The sequence below is a fragment of the Streptomyces sp. NBC_00536 genome (assembly GCF_036346295.1).
Taxonomy (GTDB): domain Bacteria; phylum Actinomycetota; class Actinomycetes; order Streptomycetales; family Streptomycetaceae; genus Streptomyces.
On sequence record NZ_CP107822.1, the window covers coordinates 36150 to 53576 of the forward strand.

At 71.6% G+C, this 17427-nt stretch carries 25 protein-coding genes and 1 pseudogene; 13 read left to right on the forward strand and 13 right to left on the reverse strand.

All coding sequences use genetic code 11. The features are described from left to right. Positions 1-40: 40 nt before the first annotated feature. On the reverse strand, positions 41-1414 hold the full coding sequence (locus OHS33_RS39470; protein WP_330335813.1) for a hypothetical protein: 1374 nt from the start codon (positions 1412-1414) through the stop codon (positions 41-43). A 117-nt stretch (positions 1415-1531) separates the two neighbouring features. On the opposite strand from OHS33_RS39470, the gene OHS33_RS39475 reads away from it, so the two are divergent. The 3 genes from OHS33_RS39475 to OHS33_RS39485 all read left to right on the forward strand — a co-directional run bounded on the left by OHS33_RS39475 (position 1532) and on the right by OHS33_RS39485 (position 2956). Further along, on the forward strand, positions 1532-1984 hold the full coding sequence (locus tag OHS33_RS39475) for a DUF6415 family natural product biosynthesis protein (RefSeq protein ID WP_330335814.1): 453 nt from the start codon (positions 1532-1534) through the stop codon (positions 1982-1984). Positions 1985-1989: 5 nt separating this feature from the next. Then, positions 1990-2265, forward strand: coding sequence for a hypothetical protein (locus OHS33_RS39480; RefSeq protein ID WP_330335815.1), 276 nt, complete (start codon positions 1990-1992; stop codon positions 2263-2265). Positions 2266-2386: 121 nt separating this feature from the next. Next, positions 2387-2956, forward strand: coding sequence for a hypothetical protein (locus tag OHS33_RS39485; protein ID WP_330335816.1), 570 nt, complete (start codon positions 2387-2389; stop codon positions 2954-2956). Here the strand turns inward: OHS33_RS39485 and OHS33_RS39490 are convergent. Beyond that, on the reverse strand, positions 2953-3240 hold the full coding sequence (locus OHS33_RS39490) for a hypothetical protein (RefSeq protein ID WP_330335817.1): 288 nt from the start codon (positions 3238-3240) through the stop codon (positions 2953-2955). The genes OHS33_RS39485 and OHS33_RS39490 overlap by 4 nt on opposite strands. A gap of 234 nt (positions 3241-3474) precedes the next feature. On the opposite strand from OHS33_RS39490, the gene OHS33_RS39495 reads away from it, so the two are divergent. Further along, entirely contained in the window at positions 3475-4326 is an 852-nt protein-coding gene (locus OHS33_RS39495; RefSeq protein ID WP_330335818.1) for a hypothetical protein, read from the forward strand. A 326-nt stretch (positions 4327-4652) separates the two neighbouring features. On the opposite strand, the gene OHS33_RS39500 is transcribed toward OHS33_RS39495, so the two are convergent. The 10 genes and pseudogenes from OHS33_RS39500 to OHS33_RS39545 form a co-directional block, all read right to left on the reverse strand. Further along, entirely contained in the window at positions 4653-5117 is a 465-nt protein-coding gene (locus OHS33_RS39500; protein WP_330335819.1) for a protein kilB, read from the reverse strand. Further along, a complete protein-coding gene (locus OHS33_RS39505) occupies positions 5111-5593 on the reverse strand; it encodes a hypothetical protein (RefSeq protein WP_330335820.1) in 483 nt (160 codons plus the stop codon). The genes OHS33_RS39500 and OHS33_RS39505 overlap by 7 nt, the downstream gene beginning before the upstream one ends. A 78-nt stretch (positions 5594-5671) precedes the next feature. After that, positions 5672-6460 carry a hypothetical protein gene (locus OHS33_RS39510; protein ID WP_330335821.1) on the reverse strand — a complete coding sequence of 263 codons (789 nt, stop codon included), beginning with the start codon at positions 6458-6460 and terminating at the stop codon, positions 5672-5674. Then, positions 6457-8004 (reverse strand): ATP-binding protein, encoded by a 1548-nt coding sequence (locus OHS33_RS39515; protein ID WP_330335822.1) that lies wholly within the window; start codon positions 8002-8004, stop codon positions 6457-6459. Before OHS33_RS39515 ends, OHS33_RS39510 begins: the two co-directional genes overlap by 4 nt. Next, positions 8001-8399 carry a hypothetical protein gene (locus OHS33_RS39520; RefSeq protein ID WP_330335823.1) on the reverse strand — a complete coding sequence of 133 codons (399 nt, stop codon included), beginning with the start codon at positions 8397-8399 and terminating at the stop codon, positions 8001-8003. Before OHS33_RS39520 ends, OHS33_RS39515 begins: the two co-directional genes overlap by 4 nt. A 377-nt stretch (positions 8400-8776) precedes the next feature. Further along, positions 8777-9157: pseudogene (locus tag OHS33_RS39525) on the reverse strand (hypothetical protein); the annotation flags it as partial. Positions 9158-9346: 189 nt separating this feature from the next. Continuing rightward, entirely contained in the window at positions 9347-9547 is a 201-nt protein-coding gene (locus OHS33_RS39530) for a hypothetical protein (RefSeq protein WP_330335736.1), read from the reverse strand. Next, positions 9544-10005, reverse strand: coding sequence for a hypothetical protein (locus tag OHS33_RS39535; RefSeq protein ID WP_330335737.1), 462 nt, complete (start codon positions 10003-10005; stop codon positions 9544-9546). The genes OHS33_RS39530 and OHS33_RS39535 overlap by 4 nt, the downstream gene beginning before the upstream one ends. Next, positions 10002-10418, reverse strand: coding sequence for an NUDIX hydrolase (locus OHS33_RS39540; protein WP_330335738.1), 417 nt, complete (start codon positions 10416-10418; stop codon positions 10002-10004). Before OHS33_RS39540 ends, OHS33_RS39535 begins: the two co-directional genes overlap by 4 nt. A 173-nt stretch (positions 10419-10591) precedes the next feature. Further along, complete coding sequence (locus tag OHS33_RS39545; RefSeq protein ID WP_330335739.1) at positions 10592-11692, reverse strand: tyrosine-type recombinase/integrase; 1101 nt, start codon at positions 11690-11692, stop codon at positions 10592-10594. A gap of 158 nt (positions 11693-11850) precedes the next feature. On the opposite strand from OHS33_RS39545, the gene OHS33_RS39550 reads away from it, so the two are divergent. The 9 genes from OHS33_RS39550 (at position 11851) to OHS33_RS39590 (ending at position 16639) form a co-directional block, all read left to right on the forward strand. Further along, complete coding sequence (locus tag OHS33_RS39550) at positions 11851-12651, forward strand: hypothetical protein (protein ID WP_330335740.1); 801 nt, start codon at positions 11851-11853, stop codon at positions 12649-12651. 91 nt (positions 12652-12742) lie between these two features. Next, positions 12743-12979, forward strand: coding sequence for a hypothetical protein (locus OHS33_RS39555; protein WP_330335741.1), 237 nt, complete (start codon positions 12743-12745; stop codon positions 12977-12979). Beyond that, complete coding sequence (locus OHS33_RS39560; RefSeq protein WP_330335742.1) at positions 12979-13155, forward strand: hypothetical protein; 177 nt, start codon at positions 12979-12981, stop codon at positions 13153-13155. The genes OHS33_RS39555 and OHS33_RS39560 overlap by 1 nt, the downstream gene beginning before the upstream one ends. Beyond that, the gene (locus OHS33_RS39565; RefSeq protein WP_330335743.1) at positions 13152-13508 is read left to right on the forward strand and encodes a hypothetical protein; all 357 of its coding nucleotides are present in this window, start codon (positions 13152-13154) and stop codon (positions 13506-13508) included. Before OHS33_RS39560 ends, OHS33_RS39565 begins: the two co-directional genes overlap by 4 nt. A gap of 31 nt (positions 13509-13539) precedes the next feature. After that, positions 13540-14298 (forward strand): hypothetical protein, encoded by a 759-nt coding sequence (locus OHS33_RS39570; protein ID WP_330335744.1) that lies wholly within the window; start codon positions 13540-13542, stop codon positions 14296-14298. 1 nt (position 14299) lies between these two features. After that, entirely contained in the window at positions 14300-14926 is a 627-nt protein-coding gene (locus OHS33_RS39575) for a hypothetical protein (RefSeq protein ID WP_330335745.1), read from the forward strand. Between the two features lie 3 nt (positions 14927-14929). Continuing rightward, the gene (locus tag OHS33_RS39580; protein ID WP_330335746.1) at positions 14930-15550 is read left to right on the forward strand and encodes a hypothetical protein; all 621 of its coding nucleotides are present in this window, start codon (positions 14930-14932) and stop codon (positions 15548-15550) included. A 73-nt stretch (positions 15551-15623) separates the two neighbouring features. After that, positions 15624-16007, forward strand: a complete 384-nt coding sequence (locus OHS33_RS39585; protein WP_330335747.1) for a hypothetical protein — start codon at positions 15624-15626, stop codon at positions 16005-16007. Further along, entirely contained in the window at positions 16004-16639 is a 636-nt protein-coding gene (locus tag OHS33_RS39590) for a hypothetical protein (RefSeq protein WP_330335748.1), read from the forward strand. The genes OHS33_RS39585 and OHS33_RS39590 overlap by 4 nt, the downstream gene beginning before the upstream one ends. 33 nt (positions 16640-16672) lie before the next feature. On the opposite strand, the gene OHS33_RS39595 is transcribed toward OHS33_RS39590, so the two are convergent. Beyond that, positions 16673-17338 (reverse strand): hypothetical protein, encoded by a 666-nt coding sequence (locus OHS33_RS39595; RefSeq protein WP_330335749.1) that lies wholly within the window; start codon positions 17336-17338, stop codon positions 16673-16675. Between the last annotated feature and the right edge of the window lie 89 nt (positions 17339-17427).

Consider the following 17427-nt stretch of genomic DNA (forward strand, 5'->3'; position numbering starts at 1 on the left):
CACTGGGCAGATGGTCATCGACGCCCTGACCTGCCGGAGTTCAGCCGGCGGCCAGGAAGTCCACCGCGCGCTCGTCCAGCTCCGCCGCACACCGCAGCCCACGGGCGCGGAACGGGGCGAGGTCACTGCGCATGGACTTGACGGCCTTGCGGGTGCGGACGGAGCGGACGCCGTCCATATGGTCCATGGCCTGACCCCACGTCGTGCACGCCTGCTCGATGCCGCCGCGCTTGAGGTGCATCTCGGCTCCGGCGACCAGGTCCAGGGCGACGATCCGGGCGTAGGTCGTGGCCGGGCGGGTGATGGCGGCCCGCGCGTAGGCGTCGGCGGCCGCCCGGTGATCCCCCAGGGTCTCGTGGACCTTCGCGGTCCGGGAGTGCACCGAGGCGGCGGGCGGGCCCCAGGCGAGCGCCCAGAACGGCACTTCGTCGCCGGGCGCCCCGGCCATCAGCACACGAGCCTGCTCGGCTTCGGCGAGCGCTGCCTTCCCCGCTCCGGCCTTGGCGAGGGTGTGGGCGTGGACGATCCGGAACAGGGCTTCGGTCTGGGCGTCCACGCGGCCCTTGGCCTTGCCGAGGCCGGTCTCGGCCAGAGCCCGGCAGTGTTCGGGCCGGTGCAGCTTGAGGCCCTGCATCGCCATGGTGCGCATGACGAAGCCGTCGTGGCCGGTGATCCCGGACTCCACGGCGAGGCCGTAGGACTGGAGGTAGTAGCGCTGGGCGAGGCCTTGCTGTCCGGCGTCGTAGGACTTCCAGCCCAGCAGGTGGACGCCCCGGCTGGCGGCCGACAGCATCTGCTGGCGGGTCTCCTCGGTGCGGAACCGGCCCCGGCACAGGGGGGCGACGTCGTCCCGCAGGTAGGTGACCAGGGCGGACCGTCCGTGCTGGCCGCCGTGGCGCTCGTCCATCTCGGAGAACATGCCGATCATGTCGCGGACGGCGGCAACTTCGGCCATGCCGATGATCTGCCCGGTGCGGGCGGCGGCGGTGCGGGCAGCGATCTCCCCGACGTGCGCGAGGGGGAGGGCGGCGGCGGCCACCGAGTACGCGGAGGCCGCCAGGAAGCGTCTGCGGTCCAACTCGGCCCTCCACATCGGGATCAGGGAGTCGAGCGGATCGGCCCCCACCGTCAGCCCGATGCTTTCATGCCCATCGGCGGCGGCTTCGGGGAACCCGAGGTCGCAGGAGGTCAGCAGGCGGCCCAGCCGGCGGGAGAGCGCGACGGCCAGGTACCGGCCGGTGCCGGACTGCGGCCGGGTGCCCGCGATCCAGTGCTCCACCGCCGACTTGTTGGTGCGCAGGCTCGTCCCGCACTCGGCCGCGACGGCCCGCACCGCCTTGGCGACGGCCTCGTACGTCCAGCCGGATTCGGCGACGAGGTCGCGGAGCTTGTCGTTCGGCGTGCGCGTGGCCATGAGCACCTGCCCGTATACCCGATATACCGCTTTGCCTGCCTCACACCGTACTCCCGCGCGGTGACGCGGAGTTCACTATTCATCACGCCAGCCCGACAGGAATGGACAGTGACGACCATGCCGACGCAGTCAGCGCATCAGGACACGGAGGGGAGTCCGCCGCAGCGGCTGCTCCAGCTCGCCTCACCCGAAGGCAGGGTCCTGACGGTGGTCCGCGCCGACGGCACCACCGCGAAGCTGCCGGTCGACGTGGTCCTGATCAGCGAGACGGTGTCCCAGGTCCTGGAGCACCGGGAAGGCACCCCCGATCGCACGGTGTGCGCGCAGTGGTTCCGGTGGCTGGCGGGGCACCTGAGGCTCCTGGCACCGATCGCCGTGCAGCAGGCCCCCCGCTGGGGAGACCCGGAGCGCACGGAGCTGGTCGAGGAGGGGGCCGCCGCTGTCGACCGGGCCCTGGCCGCCGGACTGCCCGCCGACCAGCACGCCGCCTACGTTTACGTCCAGGAGCTCGCCCGGGAGTGCCGGGGCCTGCTCGGTCTCGTCCTGGACCAGCCCGGGGACGGGCGGTGAGCCCGGTGGCCGCGCGCCGGAAGAACCCCCGGCTACGCGTCGGCGACCCGGTGACCGGGCGGACGTACGTGGAGCCGGAGGACCGCGGCCGCGAGTCGCCGAAGCCGATCACCGGGACCGTCTCCCAGATCGGGTCCGGCTGGGACGGTGTGGACGAGGGCCTCGCCTACGTGTGGGTGCGCCTGCCGTCCGGCCGGGAGGCGAAGGCCTTGGCCCAGGAGCTGGAGCCCGCCCCGTCCGCCGGCGCAGGTGCCCCCCGTCACCTGCCGCGGCGGCCATGAAAGCTGCCGCGCGTCCGGGCGGGACCACGGCCCCGGGCGCGCGGCGTTCCACCGCACCAACCGCACCGGCCCACCAGGGGCGTGCGGGCACATCATCAGCACCTCGTCGAAGGAGACCGAGATGAGCACGAGCATGCCCAACCCCGCGCAGGTGGCCCACCGGGCGACCGAGGTCCTGGACGCGATCCTTGCCGACGAGGAGTTCGCCGCGTTCGAGGCCGCCACCCTGGAGTACAGCAGCGACTGGCAGTGCTTCACCGGGTTCCCCGTCATCGAGCGCTGGAGCCTGGACCGAGACAAGGGGCCTCTGTTCACCGAGGGGCTGCGGGCCCTCGCCCTCAAGGCGGCCGTCGCCGACCTCACCGGCGACGAGCGCCTGGCCGAGGTCGCCGTCGCGGTGCCGGTGGACGAGATGACCCACGCGATGATCGCCCAGCCCCAGCTGTTCGCCCGGATCGCGGCCCGGACCGGCTTCCAGCTCATCCACCAGACCGACCAGGAGCACACCGACTACACCGAGGGCGACTTCACCCACCGCGCCTACCGGCTGGCCTGGGGCGAGCCCCCGGCCCGCTACTGGCTCCCGAAGGGCGAGGTGGACCGGCGCGTCGGCATCCTCACCGAGCGGTACGCGAGCATCGGGATGGACCGGGCCGGGCGCGAGCACGCCATCGACTTCGCGGCCGCCTAGCCGCGGGCCTGCCACCAGCGGCGCCGCCGGGCCGGTTCAGCCGGGATGACGACCGGTTCGGGCGGCGGGGCGATCCGGTCCGGCGCCAGCCCCACCTTGTGGGGATGGACGCAGGCAGGGGTCCCGTCGGCGGTGTACCGGTGTCCGTCGGCCGGATTGAACGGACACTCCCGCGAAGGCCGGTCGAACACCACGAAGGCTTCGCGCGGGAGCCGCAGCGCAGGACAGATCCCGCACGACAGATGGTCGGGGTTCGTCACGAACGGCGTCGGCGTCTCGTCCATGGCGGGACGGTAGCGCAACGGACCACCAGTCGAGGCCTCCTTCCCCGCATCCGTCCGCCGCACCGGTCCGCCGGCACAGACGCCCTGGCCCTGTTGTGATCTGACCCCCCGTGACTGTGAGCCCCTGCCGTCGCCCGGCAGGGGCTCACGCGCGCCCGCGCCGTCAACCGTCCGAGCGCAACTCACCCCAGAAACTCACCTCTTAAGAGGTGAGTTTCTGGATATGCTGAGGTCATGACCACAGAGGCCGCAGTCGACATCGACGCCGTCATCCCCGAGCCCGCGCCCATCCCGTCGCTGGAACTCGTCCCCGACATCCCCGCCACACCTGTCGCAGAGATCGCGGCCGGAGTCACCGCCGCCCTGGTAGCCGGGTGGAACGCGATCCGCGTACGACACCCGGACCTGCCCGAGGCAGTCGTCAGCATGGCCACCGGCGGCCGCGCGAGCTCCGTCGAGCTGGCCCACTTCGCGCCCCGACGGTGGCGCCTGCGCGAAGGCGACGCCGTGCACCACGAGGTGTTCGTCACCGCGGAGTCGCTCGCCGACGGCGCGGACAAGGTCTTCGGCTACCTGCTGCACGAGGCCGTCCACGCGGTCTGCGAAGCCCGAGGAGAGGACGACTGCTCCGCCAGCCAGTACCACAACAAGGTCTTCCGCCGGGTGGCCCAGGAACTGGGGCTGATCGAACGCCAGCACATTGAGCCCAAGTGGAAGAAGAAGTACGGGTTCGCGGGCTACTCGGTTCTGAGCGAGGAGACCAAGACCGCCTACGCCGAGCAGATCACCGCCCTGGACGCGGCGATGCAGGCCACCCGTACGCCCGATCTCTACCTCTCCAGCACCCGGGGAGGCGGCGGCAAGGGTAAGTCGACCGGCGGCGTCGACGCCTCCGCCGGCGACGACACCGGCGAGGAGAGCGAGACCCCGGCGAAGAAGGAGAAGGAAGACCGCAACTACGTCAAGGCCACCTGTCGATGCACCCCGGCCGCGGTCATCCGGGTGTCGCCCCAGACCCTGGCGCGCCGCAGGATCATGTGCGGCGAGTGCGTGTCCGACTTCACCGTGGGGGAGTCCGAGGAGTGAGGGTGGTCTATCTAGCCAGATAACCCGCGGGCCCCGGCGGTCCCCTCGCGCAGAGGGGGGAGCCGGGGCCCGCTTCGTGTGCGGCTTGCCCGCCGTCGATCCTTCGGTCCAGGCGCCTGGAGCGAAGTGCGGAGAGTGCGGCCCTGGTGCCAGCCGTAAAACCGGTACCTAGGGGCGGGCCGCGGACCCCACGGTCGAAGGTGTGAACCCCCTTCGGCGACGTGTCGCCGGGTACGACCGCGTAACCCGATTTGAGCGTAGCGCCCTCCGGACTTCTGGCGAAGCCCCGGGCGGCAGTTGTGACGAGCGGGGCCCGTCGAGGTTGATCAGCTGCCTTCGGTGGAGAAGTGCAGGGCGGCGGCGGTGACGAACCGGTCCGCCGCCGCGATGGCCCTCTCGCGAAGCGCGTCGAGGCTCTCGTGGTCCGGGGCTTCGCGCAGCGCGACGGCGGCGCGGGCCGCTTCCTCGGCGGCCGCCGTCAGCGAGGGCATCAGGATGGAGACGGTGACCTTCGGCGCCTCGATGGCGGAGCGGGTGGCGTGGGACTCAGCCCGGGCTGCGGCGAGGACCTCGGGGGCGGCTTCGTCGAGCCGCAGGCCCTCCCGTACGGCCATGGCGCGGCGGTGGCCGGCGAGGGCGGCGGCGAACGCGGTGGCGGCCGCCAGCTCCTTGTCCTGGCGGTGCTCCTGGCGGGCCTCTATGAAGCTCGTGCGGGTCGTGCGGTGCTGGATGGCTCCGGCCACCACCGCACCGAGCAGCGTCCCCAGGACGGCAATCGCGGTGCTCAGCATGAGCCCTCCATGCGGGTGGCCGGTCCGGAGGCGACGGAGTCGCGCCGGTCGTCCCAGCCCGTGCAGTGGGTGGTCTCGCGGCCGTCGGTCGCCCAGCGGACGGTGATCTGCCACGACGGCCAGGTGGCCCGCGGGCCGCGGTCGATCTCGATCACCTCGTACTCCTCGCCGCCGGCGACGAGCCGGTAGCGGCCCCCGACGACCCGCGGGCCGACCTGGAGGTTCACGAACTCCGCGTGCGTCATCTCGTACCCCTCCTCGGCGTCGCCGAGGAGCTCGTCGGGGGTGTCGCCCCCGCACTCGTTGCAGGTGCTGCACGCCTGCGGGTTGACGGTCCCGCAGGTAGCGCACGTCCACGAGGGACGCTGGCAGTCGTGGCAGGCGTCGTAGTGATCCGGGTTGCTTGCCCCACAGATGCAGGTCCATGCCCGCCGCTCCCGCAGAGCGGCGGCGACGTCTTCCAGGTACGTGCCCATCAGGGGACTTCCTTTCAGCGAGGGGGCCGGGAAGACCTGGCCCCGGATTGGTGGTCATTCTGGCCAGATAAACCGAGATCAGACGGCCCGGAGACGGCGGGGGGTTCGCGGCGGCGGCGGGTTGCCCGGGTCAGGCCAGTCGTCGGCCGACAGGCCGTAGGACGGCGGCTCCCAGCGGGCCGGGGCGTAGCGGCGGTACACCGTCTCCCACGGCGCCTTGAAGTAGACCGGCAGTAGCCCGCCCGTGTTGGGGATCGGCTCGGGCGCGGCCGCGTTCTGCTCGCGAACCTGCTCGGCCACCCGTTCGGCGTGCTCGACGTGCCGGTTGCAGAACCACCGCGCGGTTGTCCAGCCGGTGCGCGGGTCCATCTCCAACACCTTGTGGTGGGAGGCCGCCCCGCACACCCCCTGTGCGTTGCGCTGGTCGACGGGCGCCGGGCTGAACCCGGCGGCGGCGGTGTAGACCGGGGAGGGCGACTCGGGCCGCAGGGGCACCGCGCTCTCCTTCGGCCCGTTGACCGTGATGCGGGGCCGGTAGACGTACGGGCGCAGGCGCGGCGCCTCGCACCCCGGAGCCTGCCCGGGGCCCCAGTCGCCCGCCGCGTCGGGCGGCTCGTAGCGGGGCGCGTCGTCGGCGACCAGGGCGTCGAACCGAGGGCGGCCCGTTCCCGAACTCCGGCCCAGGGCCCGGGCCGCGGTGCTCAGCACCCGCCCAGGCTCGCCCGGGGCAACGAAGAGGGCGTACGCCACAGCGAGGAGGAGCTCCCGCGACGGCGGGGTGGCCCGCCGGTCGCCGTAGATCCGGTGAGCGGTCTGCGTGTACGTCTCCGCCCGATCCAGGCGCGGCGCGTCGGTGGCCGGGCTCACCTGACGACCGGCCGCGCATGGATGGGGATGTGGATCTCCCCGCCGCCGCAGTCGAAGTCCGCCCACTCGTGCTCGGGAGCGAGCACCCACCCGTTCTCCGTCGCAGCGCGCACCGTCTCCCGGACCGCCTCGGTCCTGCTGGTGTAGTCCCCGAGGTTCACGGAGGCGAGCGGGCTCCCGAGGTCGGAGGTGTAGGTGTCCACCGACGCCCCCCACGTGTCGGCCTCGATGTGCATGATCAGGAGGTGCGTGGCCTCCAGACCGGCGCGGGCGCCGAGTTCGAGGTAGCGGACGTGATCGGTCTGCATCACCAGCCCCTCGTACTCCGGGAAGTAGTCGACGAGGTCCTCGTGTGCCTTCTTGTCGCCCTGCTGCGCCTTGCGCAGTACGGCGACGGCATCCGCGATCCGCTCGGGGGCAAGAACGTCGTCGGTGGGCATGGTGACTCCTGTCGGGACGGGCTCGATGTGGTGCACGGAGGTGAAGCCCTCCCCGAGCAGGACATCCGGGGTGGCCTCTCGCGCGAGGCCGTGCTGCCAGCGCAGTGTGTTCTCGGGGACGCGCCGCTCGGCTGACCGCAGAGCGTTGCGAGCCAGGCAGATGTCGAGGTGAGGCAGGAAGAGCAGGGCGACGATGGGGCGCCCGCGCCGGCGGGCCCGCTCCACCAGCCCGGCCCGCACGTGGGGCTCCACATTGGTGCTGTCGAGGAAGACCGTCCTCCCGGCGCCCAGATGCTCCTCCAGGAGGGCGTTCTGCCGCTCCACGGCGGCCGGGGTGACGGACTGGTCGCCCGCGGCGCCGCCGATCTCGCCCCGCAGGGAGTCGAGGCAGACCACAGCGTCCACCGCCGCAGCCTGGGCGTACGTCGACTTCCCCGAGGCCCCGGGGCCGACCGCGACCAGCAGTGTGCCGGGGACGAGGTCGAGGGCCGGGATGACCAGGAAGCGCGTTGTCGCCGTGCCCAGGCCGAGGTCGACGTCTTCAGGGTCGTCCTGGACGGCCCATTCGGCGGTCGCTTCGATGTCGACCTCCCCGGTGCCGTAGTAGACGGTGACGCCGCCGTCGGCGTCCGTCTCGGTGTAGGAAAGCAGCTCCATGTCGCGGTCCGGGTCGTCCGTGCCGTACGTCCGGCGCAGGCACGAGGGGCAGCGCCAGACCGGCTCACCCTCCACCTCGAACGGCTCCGTCGCGGCCACGCAGTCGGGGCACGGCGGCGCGGAGAGGAGGAGGCCAGGACGGTCGGCCCCCAGCTCGCGGACCGACCACCCGTGCTCCCGCAGCAGGTCGGCGTAGGCGGAGACGAGAACGTGCTCCTCGGCGGCGGCGCCGTCAAAGGAGATCCCGTTGAGCACGCTCGGGAACGGGGTGCGGTGGCCCACCCGGACCTGACCCGATCCGGGCAGGCCCGCGGAGCACAGGAACCCGGCGGTGGCCACCTTGCCGGTGGCGTCGAACTGCGCGGCGGGGTGCTGTGTCAGGAGGAGGGAGCTCGCGGCCGCGGCCGCCGCTTCGTCCCGGTCGGGGGTGCTGATCTGCTGGATCATCCCTGCATCTCCTCGTCGTCGTCGGCCAGCTGCTGGAGGACGGTCCGCACCGCGACCTCCGGGTCGAGTGCGACCGCGTCCAGCAACGGCTTGTGCAGCGAACCGTGTCCGGCCACGAAGCCCTGGTGGTAGCGGCACTCGACGTCATGGGTCTCCGCGCACGCGGGGCAGCTCTCCCAGTCGGTGTCGTACGGCTCGACCTCCACCCGGTGCTCCGGACCGGAGGAGGGGAGCACCAGCGCGGCCTCGGGGCGGGCGACGCCGAGCGAGCGCGCGGCCCAGTCGGCGGGCAGCTCCCGCACCTTCAGGGCGAGTGCGGCCGCGACGGCGGGCTGGTGCTCGACGAGGCGGCGCCACAGGTCATCGGCGGTGGCCATGGGGTCGTGGAGCGTCACAGCGCCTTCTCCTTCCGCTGGACCGTGCTGATCAGCAGGCCGTTGGCACGTCCGCGCACTCGCAGGAGGTACTCCTCGGGGTCGAACGCCTTGGAGGCCTTGAGCTCTGCGCCCGAGAGCGTCCAGTCGGCCAGGTCCGCCACCTCGCGGGCGGCGCGCAGGGCGTCGTCCTGGGAGGCGAAGGCCGCCATCGCCCTGCCGTCGTGGTGCCCCAGCTGCCACGGGTAGATGCGGCCGTGACCCTCCTGGCGAAGCTCCTCCGGGAGCTCGTACACCCGCAGGCCGGGCACCGGCTCCACGGCCTCCACGGAGACGGTGACGTCGGTGCCGATGAACCGGAGCACGTGGGGGAAGGCCACCTGAACGGGCCACCTGTCGGGATCCACGGTGGGGTGGGTGAAGCGCACCGGCTTGCCCAGGCCCCGCGCATAGCGGATCTCGGATGTGGTCGACTCCCCGACGTAGTCCCCGACGACCAGGATCTCGTCAGCGAGCCGGATCTTGGCGCGGTGCAGGTTGTCGAGCTCGTCCTTCAGGTCCTCGGCCCGCGCCGGGTCGGCCCACAGCGGGTGCGGTTCCTTGAGGTCGAAGCCCGGCTTGACCACGATCCGGCCGGCGGCGGTCTCCTGGACATCGGCCTGCGTCATCTCGGACATGAACCGCGTGCTGCCGCAGATCGCGACGATGACCGGCAGGCCCAGGTCGCGCTTGGCCCTCGTGAGCTGCTGCTCCGGGGTCAGTAACCGCGGATAGGACATGGTTTCTCCTTCTCTGGATTCCTGTTGAGGGGGTTGGTCAGAACCGGCGGCGCATCCAGGCGGGGAAGCGCCCTGCGCACAACGAGCAGGTCAGGCGGCCCAGGACCAGGCGCCACCCGGTGGCCGCCGCGTGGACGAAGGTGGTGTCCGTCATCCCGCAGCGGCTGCACTCGGGTTGTGCCGGGCAGGTCACCGCAGCAGGCCGCGGCGCCCGAGCTGATAGCCGCCGATCCATCCGCCCGCGACCTGAACGGCCATCATGGCGGCGCCACCGGCGAGGACGCGGGGCAGACTGAGGTCGTTGGCGCCCGGCAGCAGGACGGCGGCCATGGCAGCGATCCCGATGAGCCCGGGCAACAGGACGACCCACAGGAGGAAGCGCATGTTCACGGCCGGGTCTCCTGCTGCTCGGCGGTCGGATTCATCATGAGGGCGAAGGCCTCCCGGAAGACCGGGACGTTTTCGCTGGTCATCGTGTACGCGATGGCCTTCTGCCAGCTGGGGTGGTCGGGGTCGTACTTGACGGCGACGGGTGCCGCGGTGCCCTCGGGCCACCAGCCCTTGCGGACCCCGCGCGTCACCGCCCGGGACAGAGCGATGGTCGGGCCGCGCAGCTGGTCAGCGAACTCGGCGCGCAGGGTCTCCGCGGACTCGCTCCCGTCGGCGTCGACGACGAGCCGGGCGAAGCGCAGGGCGTTGGCCGGCAGGTCCCCGAGGTACTGCAAGGCCCGCTCGACGGACCACGTGGTGTCGACGGTGGTGACGGTCAGCTCCGCATTGTGCTGGGCGGCCAGGAGGACCAGCTTCTCGGCGAAGGCCTTGTCGGCACCCTCAATGGTGATCTTCACGCGGTGGCCGCCGCGGCGAGGATGTCGGCGTGGTCGAAGGCGAGCTGCGCGGGGAGGGAGTCAACGGGCCACCAGCGGGCGGACGTTGCGTCGTCCCCGGCCTGTACCGCGGTGCCGGTGGGCACGGTCACCGCGTACGCGACGGTGACGAAACGGCCCCGCGGGTCGCGGTCGGGCTGGTCGAAGGTGCCGACCTGGCGCAGGTCGCCTTCGACCACGCGCAGCCCGGTCTCCTCGGCCAGCTCCCTCACGGCCGCCGCGCGGCTCGTCTCCCCGGCGTCGACCCAGCCGCCGGGCAGCGCCCAGGCGCCCTTGTGCGGCGGCCAGCCGCGTTCGATCAGCAGCACCAGGCCGTCCGGAGTGGTGGCCACGATATCGGCGGTGAGGCGGATGTTCTCGACGGTCTCGGTCATGTGGGTCCTTTCGGTGAATTCTTGTCCTGTTCTTCGGGTTCTACATGAGCGAGTGTGCCGGTCACCCCCTCTCCCGTCTAGCCCCCGGAGAAACTTGGCGAAATTCTGCACACGATCGGGTGACGTGAACAGCTGAGCCGCAGGATCCGAGCACGGCCATCGACCAGCCGCGTTCAGGTAGTTCCCTCCTCCAGGGCGCCGGCGACGTCGGCTGCAAGCCCGTAGCCGGGGCTGTCGTCGAGGAGTTCCTTGCGGGCGTTGTAGCGCTGAGTGGTGCGCGAGTCCTTGTGGTCGGCCCAGCGCTGCACCTTGTCCGGGCGGGCGTCCGGCCGGGCCAGGGCGTGGGTGATGGCGTCGACCTTCGTGCCGTGCGGGCCCCGCAGCGGCAGGTTGGCGCGCTTGGCGACGGCCTGGAGGGTCCGCCACACGGCCGGTTCGTCGAGCTGGCCGCCGGTGGCGGTGCAGAACAGCCAGCCCTCGGTCCGGCCGTCGAGGTAGCTCTGGAGCGCGTCCCAGGCCGCCGGCGGGATCGGCTTCTTGCCCCGCCCGCCGCCCTTCATCTTCTCCAGCAGCAGCACGCGGTGCCCCTTGTCGTAGGCGAGGTCCGCCACGCGGGCGTTGAGGAGGGCATCGATGCGCAGGCAACAGGTGTAGAGCACCAGGAGCATCGCGTACGTACGCTGCCGGTACGCCGCGATACGGTGCTCGTCCCGGGCCGTGACCAGCAGCTTTGCCCACTCCCGCTCGGTGTAGCCGGGGGTCGAAGAGTAGTCCGGGTCCAGGTAGGGGCGCTGCACGGCGTCGAAGGGATTCTTCACCCCGTCCTCGCTGATCTTGTCCAGGAAGCCGAAGAAACTGGAGGCGGCCGACAGGGCGTTGGCCCGGGAGGCGTCCGAGTACAAGGCGCCCGTGCGGGCCATCTCGCCCCGCGGGCCGCCCTTGACCGGGACCCACTTCGGGGTGACCTCCAGCCAGAGCCGGAAGCCGTCGGCGAGCGTGAACTTCACGGCCATCGGGTGAGCGCCGTGCTCCCGGGCGAACTCCTCGAAGACGCGGAACCCGCGGGCGTACGACTTCATCGTGTTCGCCGACCGCTGGTGCGCGATCCACGACGCGGCGAGCGTCGGCAACGGATCGCCCTCGCCGTACAGCGCGAGCAGATGCTCGTACAGCTTCCGCGCGTGCTCGGGCCACAGGTCGCGCGGATCGCTGCGCAGGGTCGAGAGCGTCGAGCGGGGCGACCGGGCCACTTCCGAACCCGGCGTGTCGGTCAATTCACCTGATTGCGGTACATCCTGATCCGGTGTCAGCATCCTGACAGGATAACTGTAATTATCCTGTGTGTTCGTTCCGGTCACTCCGGCGGGTGAATCCGGCCGAAGATGTCAGCAAAACCCTGACACTGTCAGTCGTCAGGTCTAACCTGACGCTCATGGATGAGACGAACGACCAACCCGACGAGCGGGCCCGACCCCCGGCGCTGACTCCGGTCGACGAGGCGATGCTCGCCCGCGCCCACACCCTCATGCAGATCGTCGAGGCAGGACTGCGCGACGTCTCCGAGCGCTACCGCGACGACGACCACGGCCGCGTGCTCCGCGACGCCCTGTTCATCCAGGGCCTCGCCGATGATCTGGTCACCAAGGCCGTCATCGCCGAGCGCGAGCGCGGAGCGAGCTGGACGGCCATCGGCAACGCCGCCGACATCTCCCGCCAGTCCGCCCACGAGCGCTGGAACACCAAGGTCGCCGCCTGGGTGCTGATGGGCCGCCAGCGCAGCGGCATCGGCCGCGGCGAGGCCGACCCGGCCACCCACGCCCAGTACCTGGGCGAGTGGCTCGACGCCCTGGTCGGCAAGGGCCGCGACGCCATCAGCCGACTCCTGCCCTCCCTGTCTGACCCGGCCGCCCGCCAGGAGGCCAACGACCGCCGCGCCGAGGTGAAGCGCCTTGAGCAGCGGGCCGAGGAACTGGGCATGGAGTGCGAGGCCGCGTACCACGCGGCGATGGCGGCGGCCGGTACGGATGCCGCCGAGGAGAAGCGCGCGGTGTGGGCCGCCAAGCACTTCGCCCGCGCCGAGGTCTTCGAGCGGCTCGCCGTCATCGAGGAGCCCGCCGCAGCCGACCGACGCCGTCGCGCGGCACAACTGCGCGCCGTCGCCGAGGGCATCCTCCGCCAGGACGGACTCGACTCCGAGACCCGGCTGCCCACCGGCACAACCACCGTGGCGTAGAGCCGACTTGGGTGCTCGTGCCTACCGGTGTCAGCACCCGGACATACCGTTGCAACCACCACCGTTCCGCCAATGAAAGGCCACCGACACCATGGACCATCTGACCCGCCGTGCCGCCGACGTCATCGCCGAGGCCCTGGCCGACGGGCGCGACGTCGCCGAGTTCCTCGCGCACGCGCTGTGCACCGTCGCCGCCAAGGAGGGCGGCACGGAAGAGGTCCTGCGCAACCGCTCCGGGTCCTGGGAGGCCGGTTACGTCCGCAGCCTCATGGAAGGCACCGTGGGCCCGGACGGCGAGGCCCTGGCAACGTACCGGGAGGACGTGTGATGCCGACCTTCCTCACCGTCGCCATGCTGCTCGGCGCCGCCGCGATGGCCTGGTTCTTCGTGGGCCTGATGCGCGTGCACTCCGGCCGGGCCAAGAACGTGATCGAGGGCATGACACCCAGGCGGGTCGTCAACCGGCGCCTTCTCCGCCAGATCCACGAACGGAACAGCCGGTGACCGATGCCGTGAACAGCGGCACCCGCTACCGCTGGCAGCGTGCCGCGCACACCGTGCTCGCCGACCTCCTCCGGGACGGCGCCGCGCACGATCTGCCACCGCTGACCTGGACACTCGACCCCGGCGGGTCACTGGCCGGTGAGGCCGACAGCAGCACCTACACCCCCGCCGAGCAGCGCGCAGCGGTCCAGGCGTGGGCCGACCACATCGGCACGATCGTCGAATCCCATCCCATGATCGGCCGCCGCGAGCAGCTGTACGCGGGGTGGACCGTCGTGGATACGGCGGTCACCGGATCCATCCGCGCCACCCTCCTCACGGCCGAGCTGCGTCCGCCGGCAGAAGCCCCGTGACCATCCCACCTCTCGAAAGGCCGACCACCCCATGCCGCTGAGCATCCCGTTGCTGCTGGTCCCGGGTCACCCCGACCACCACTACACCGTCCACATCCACCGCGTCCGCTTGGACAGCGCAGCCCCCGGTCCGCTCACCGTCGACCAGCTCGCGGAGCTGGAGAGCAGCGCCCGCAGGGGTCTGAGGTCCGTCTCCGAGTGCGCCGCCGCCGAACTGGTCGAGGTCGAGGTCATCGAGGACCTCGTCGGGGCCGATGCGGTGGCACGCATGCTGTGCAACTCCGACATCTGCGCGGCGGCCGCCGAGGGCTACCTCCTCGCCGTCGGCGAGGACGCCGAGGCCGAAGCCGCCCGCACGTGGGCCGCCGGCAAGCTCCAGGCTCAGACCGTCGAGGTTCTCAAGCGCCACCGCGAGGTGGAGAAGGCCGCCCTCGGCAAGACCAGCTATCTCTTCAACGTGGTCGCGGCTATGCCCGAGAACGAGACGGTCGTGATGCTGGACGAGGCTGCCCACCTGATCCGGGAGAACAACCTCTTCCCCGACCGGTCGCCGGAGGGGGTGCGGAAGGAGATCGACCGGCTGATCCGGCAGGGTCGTGAGCCGTACCCGGTCCAGTCCCGCGTCACGGCCGTGGACCTGGACCCGGCCGGAAGCCTTCCGACCTGGACGGGAGGCTCCCGCGGCTCCGCCCCCGTGACGCTCACGGCGGAAGGCCGAGCCCAGCTCGACCAGCTCGCCAAGGAGTGGAACCAGACGCCGCCCGACTCCCGTACCGAGACGGAGAACTGACGTGCCGCTGAACGTTCCCGTCACCATCACACTCCCACCGCTCGACCGGTCTTACACGGTGCACACCGACCGCCAGCGCTGGAGCGCCGACCAGCTCGCCACGGTGCCCGATGGCCGCGACTTCATGGAGAGGGCGGTCCGCAGGGGCGTCCGTGAGGCCGCCCTGAGCTGCGCCTACGCCCAGTTCACCCCGGCGGTCATCGTCACGGACCCGCACCCGGACGGGTCGGTGACGATGACCGGCCGCGTGCTGTGCGACAACAAGGACTGCCACACCGCCGCACAGCGCCACCACCTCGATGCTGCCGAGGCGATCGAGGCCAAGGCCGCCGCAGAGTGGGCCTTCGAGAAGGACTTGGGGCTCGCCCCCGGAGGCCTGCGGGAGCGCAGCCTGTTCGCTCGCATGTCGATCGGCATCATCCTCACCGCCGTCGGCACGGCCATGAGCACCTACGACTACCAGCGCCCGGACAACCTCTCCGGGAACAGCCTGTCCGCCGTGTTCGGCCAGCAGGCCGACAAGATGTGCAACCTCCTGGCCTACCCCACGCTCGCCGCAGGAGCTCTGACCGTGCTCTTCGCCCTCATCAGCCATATCGCCACCGACCGCACCAGCAAGGAGGGCTGACCGTTGTCGTCGATCGCCACCGCCACCCTGTCCGACCGTACCGACGCCGTAGTGCACACCGAGTCCCTCGGCTGGGGCGAGGCCACCTTGTCCCAGCACGGGCGGGGTGCTCTCGTCGCCGCCGTGCTGGACGGCCTCCGTGCGGAAGCCGAGAGCTTCGACTGCGCGGCCCTGCGCGACGGCAGCACCGCCGCGACCAGGGTCGTCTTCCGCAAGGAGCACGGCATGGTGTGGGCCGAGGTCCGCGTGCTGTGCGCCGATACCCGCTGCCGGAAGGTAGCCGAGCAGTACGAGCAGGAACACGGCCACGAGACCTCCGACGCCGTGACGGCCCGGGCGTGGGCACGAGCCACCGACGAGGGCACGAGGGACTGGGCACAGGAGCTGGCCGCGCACGCGGTCCTGGATGCGAACCTGGCCCGGCTGCGCGCGAGCGACCCAGACGCGGCCCGCCTGCTGCCGGAAGGCTGCTTCAGCGCCGGACTGACCGGCTCGAACCCCGGCTTCGACGTGGGCAACGCGGTTCAGCGGTACGCCGCCGCCAAGCACGCCGCGGGCCGGATGGACCTGTACCACTCCCTCTTCGCCGGCACGGACGCGGCCGAGGGACTGGCGCTCCGGTGACGACCACCGCGTCCGGCGACATCGTCGCCCAGCACAAGCAGCCTCCGACCGAAGAGACCGAGGGGAGCCACTGATGAGCACCGCTGTACGCACCTGGGGTATCTGGCAGCCGACCGCCGATGGTTCCCTGCCCCAGGGCACCCCCGGCGCGCGCCCCCTGGAATGGTGGCCTTCTACCCGTGCCGCGAAGGCCTCGCTCCGGGCCCGCACCCCGCAGGCGGCGGGCACCATCAACACCGACACCGAGCGCCGTGCCGACGGCCGGACCATGGCCACCGCCCAGTTCTACGGCAGCCAGCAGTCCGTCATCTTCCTCTACAAGGTCGAGGGAGACGACGGCGGCCGCCCCGTCCGCCCGGCCGGCGAGCCCTTCGCCGTGCTGGAGTTCGGCCCGCGCGGAGGCGTCCGCCGCCGCTCCCTCGTTCTGCCCGCGGTCAACGAGGAGGCCGTCCGTTGAGCAGCTCCGATGCCCTGTCCGCCTACCTGGGGTGGACCCGGCCCGCCCACCGGCCCGACTGCGCACGCCCGTCCTGGGAGGTCGACCTCCGCACGGAGTTCGGACAGCACCGCAACCGCCGCGGCGGGCCCGCGCACTCCTGCCCGAACGATGACTGCGACCACGGTGACCAGTACGAGGAGGTGACCGTACGGCTGCTGTGCCGCTCCTGCCAGGTGGTGAGGCTGATCACCGGAGAGGAGCAGAGCGACCGCAGCACCACCACGGCGAGCACCGGCTACGGGCAGGCCCCCAAGCCCGTGGCCGGGCTGTGGCTCTACCCCGGCCCGCCGCTGCTGCGCCTCCACGACTCCACCCCCTACTCCTACCTCTGCACGCTGGAGAGGGTGGAACAGCTGGATGAGAAGGACATCGTCGGCACCATCGTGGAAGGCCGCGGCTCGCGCGGTGCCACCGTGTGGAGCGCTGCCGCCCTCCTGGAGGTCCGCCATCTGCCCAGCGTCCGCACGGAGCCCTACTTCACCTGGAAGACGGTCAGCGGCGACACCGCGTTCAAGACCGTGGCCGCCGCGGCGAAGTGGGTAAAGGCCGCCGTCGACGCGGCCGCCACCGAGAAGGAGGTCGCCGAGTGATCTCAGAGACGCCCACCCGATACTTCCGCGGTGTCACGGTTGGGCCGGGAGCAGGGTGAGGCGGATGCTGCGGCCCTGAAGGTGGAAGCTGAACGGCGCCACGATCTCCGGGCCGACGTTCTCGACCAGCCAGGCGTCGTCGCCATCCTGGCCGCAGCGCACGTACAGGTGCCCGTCGAGCTCCACGAGCAGCGCGGCGCGCTCCAGGCGCTCGCGGACGTGGTTGGCGAAGGCGAGCTTGCCCTTCTCCCAGGCGTCGCGGACGTGCTTGTGCACGGTGGGCAGCTTGTGCGCCACCAGCGGCCACGCGTAGCCGGGGCCGGGCAGGCGCGCGACACGGAAGCTTTCCCAGGACAGGGAGCCGTTACTGCCTTCGGGGTAGCCGCACTCGCGGGCCAGGTCGGCCCACTTGTTGGCCTTGATGCGCTGGCGGCAGCGCTCGCACGCCTTCCAGAGCATCGCGGCGATGGGCATGCCGATCCGGATGCCCGAGCCGGGGACGAGTTCGACGGACTGCTCGGCCTGCCGGGCCGGGAAGGCCCACACCACCGGCGGCGACTCGATACCGACGATCGGCCCGTTCGGGCAGAACTCGCACGCGGCCCCCGCGTTCTCCAGGTTCATCGGCTCGGCGACGACGGCCTCGTCCCGGGGAGCCGGGACGCAGGTGATCGCTTCGAAGACCGTGGTGGGTTCCATGTCCTACATAACTACCGGCGCTTCGGATGGTGATGGTCTTCAAGCGGCTTCCCGGCCACCCTGCGGCACCCGGTGGCCTTCAACGCCCA

Excerpts from the sequence above, each read along its gene's own strand:
- OHS33_RS39470 (WP_330335813.1), bottom strand. The coding sequence starts at position 1,414 with ATGGCCACGCGCACGCCGAACGACAAGCTCCGCGACCTCGTCGCCGAA.
- OHS33_RS39475 (WP_330335814.1), top strand. The coding sequence starts at position 1,532 with ATGCCGACGCAGTCAGCGCATCAGGACACGGAGGGGAGTCCGCCGCAG.
- OHS33_RS39485 (WP_330335816.1), top strand. The coding sequence starts at position 2,387 with ATGAGCACGAGCATGCCCAACCCCGCGCAGGTGGCCCACCGGGCGACC.
- OHS33_RS39490 (WP_330335817.1), bottom strand. The coding sequence starts at position 3,240 with ATGGACGAGACGCCGACGCCGTTCGTGACGAACCCCGACCATCTGTCG.
- OHS33_RS39495 (WP_330335818.1), top strand. The coding sequence starts at position 3,475 with ATGACCACAGAGGCCGCAGTCGACATCGACGCCGTCATCCCCGAGCCC.
- OHS33_RS39500 (WP_330335819.1), bottom strand. The coding sequence starts at position 5,117 with ATGCTGAGCACCGCGATTGCCGTCCTGGGGACGCTGCTCGGTGCGGTG.
- OHS33_RS39505 (WP_330335820.1), bottom strand. The coding sequence starts at position 5,593 with ATGGGCACGTACCTGGAAGACGTCGCCGCCGCTCTGCGGGAGCGGCGG.
- OHS33_RS39515 (WP_330335822.1), bottom strand. The coding sequence starts at position 8,004 with ATGATCCAGCAGATCAGCACCCCCGACCGGGACGAAGCGGCGGCCGCG.
- OHS33_RS39540 (WP_330335738.1), bottom strand. The coding sequence starts at position 10,418 with ATGACCGAGACCGTCGAGAACATCCGCCTCACCGCCGATATCGTGGCC.
- OHS33_RS39550 (WP_330335740.1), top strand. The coding sequence starts at position 11,851 with ATGGATGAGACGAACGACCAACCCGACGAGCGGGCCCGACCCCCGGCG.
- OHS33_RS39555 (WP_330335741.1), top strand. The coding sequence starts at position 12,743 with ATGGACCATCTGACCCGCCGTGCCGCCGACGTCATCGCCGAGGCCCTG.
- OHS33_RS39560 (WP_330335742.1), top strand. The coding sequence starts at position 12,979 with ATGCCGACCTTCCTCACCGTCGCCATGCTGCTCGGCGCCGCCGCGATG.
- OHS33_RS39570 (WP_330335744.1), top strand. The coding sequence starts at position 13,540 with ATGCCGCTGAGCATCCCGTTGCTGCTGGTCCCGGGTCACCCCGACCAC.
- OHS33_RS39585 (WP_330335747.1), top strand. The coding sequence starts at position 15,624 with ATGAGCACCGCTGTACGCACCTGGGGTATCTGGCAGCCGACCGCCGAT.
- OHS33_RS39595 (WP_330335749.1), bottom strand. The coding sequence starts at position 17,338 with ATGGAACCCACCACGGTCTTCGAAGCGATCACCTGCGTCCCGGCTCCC.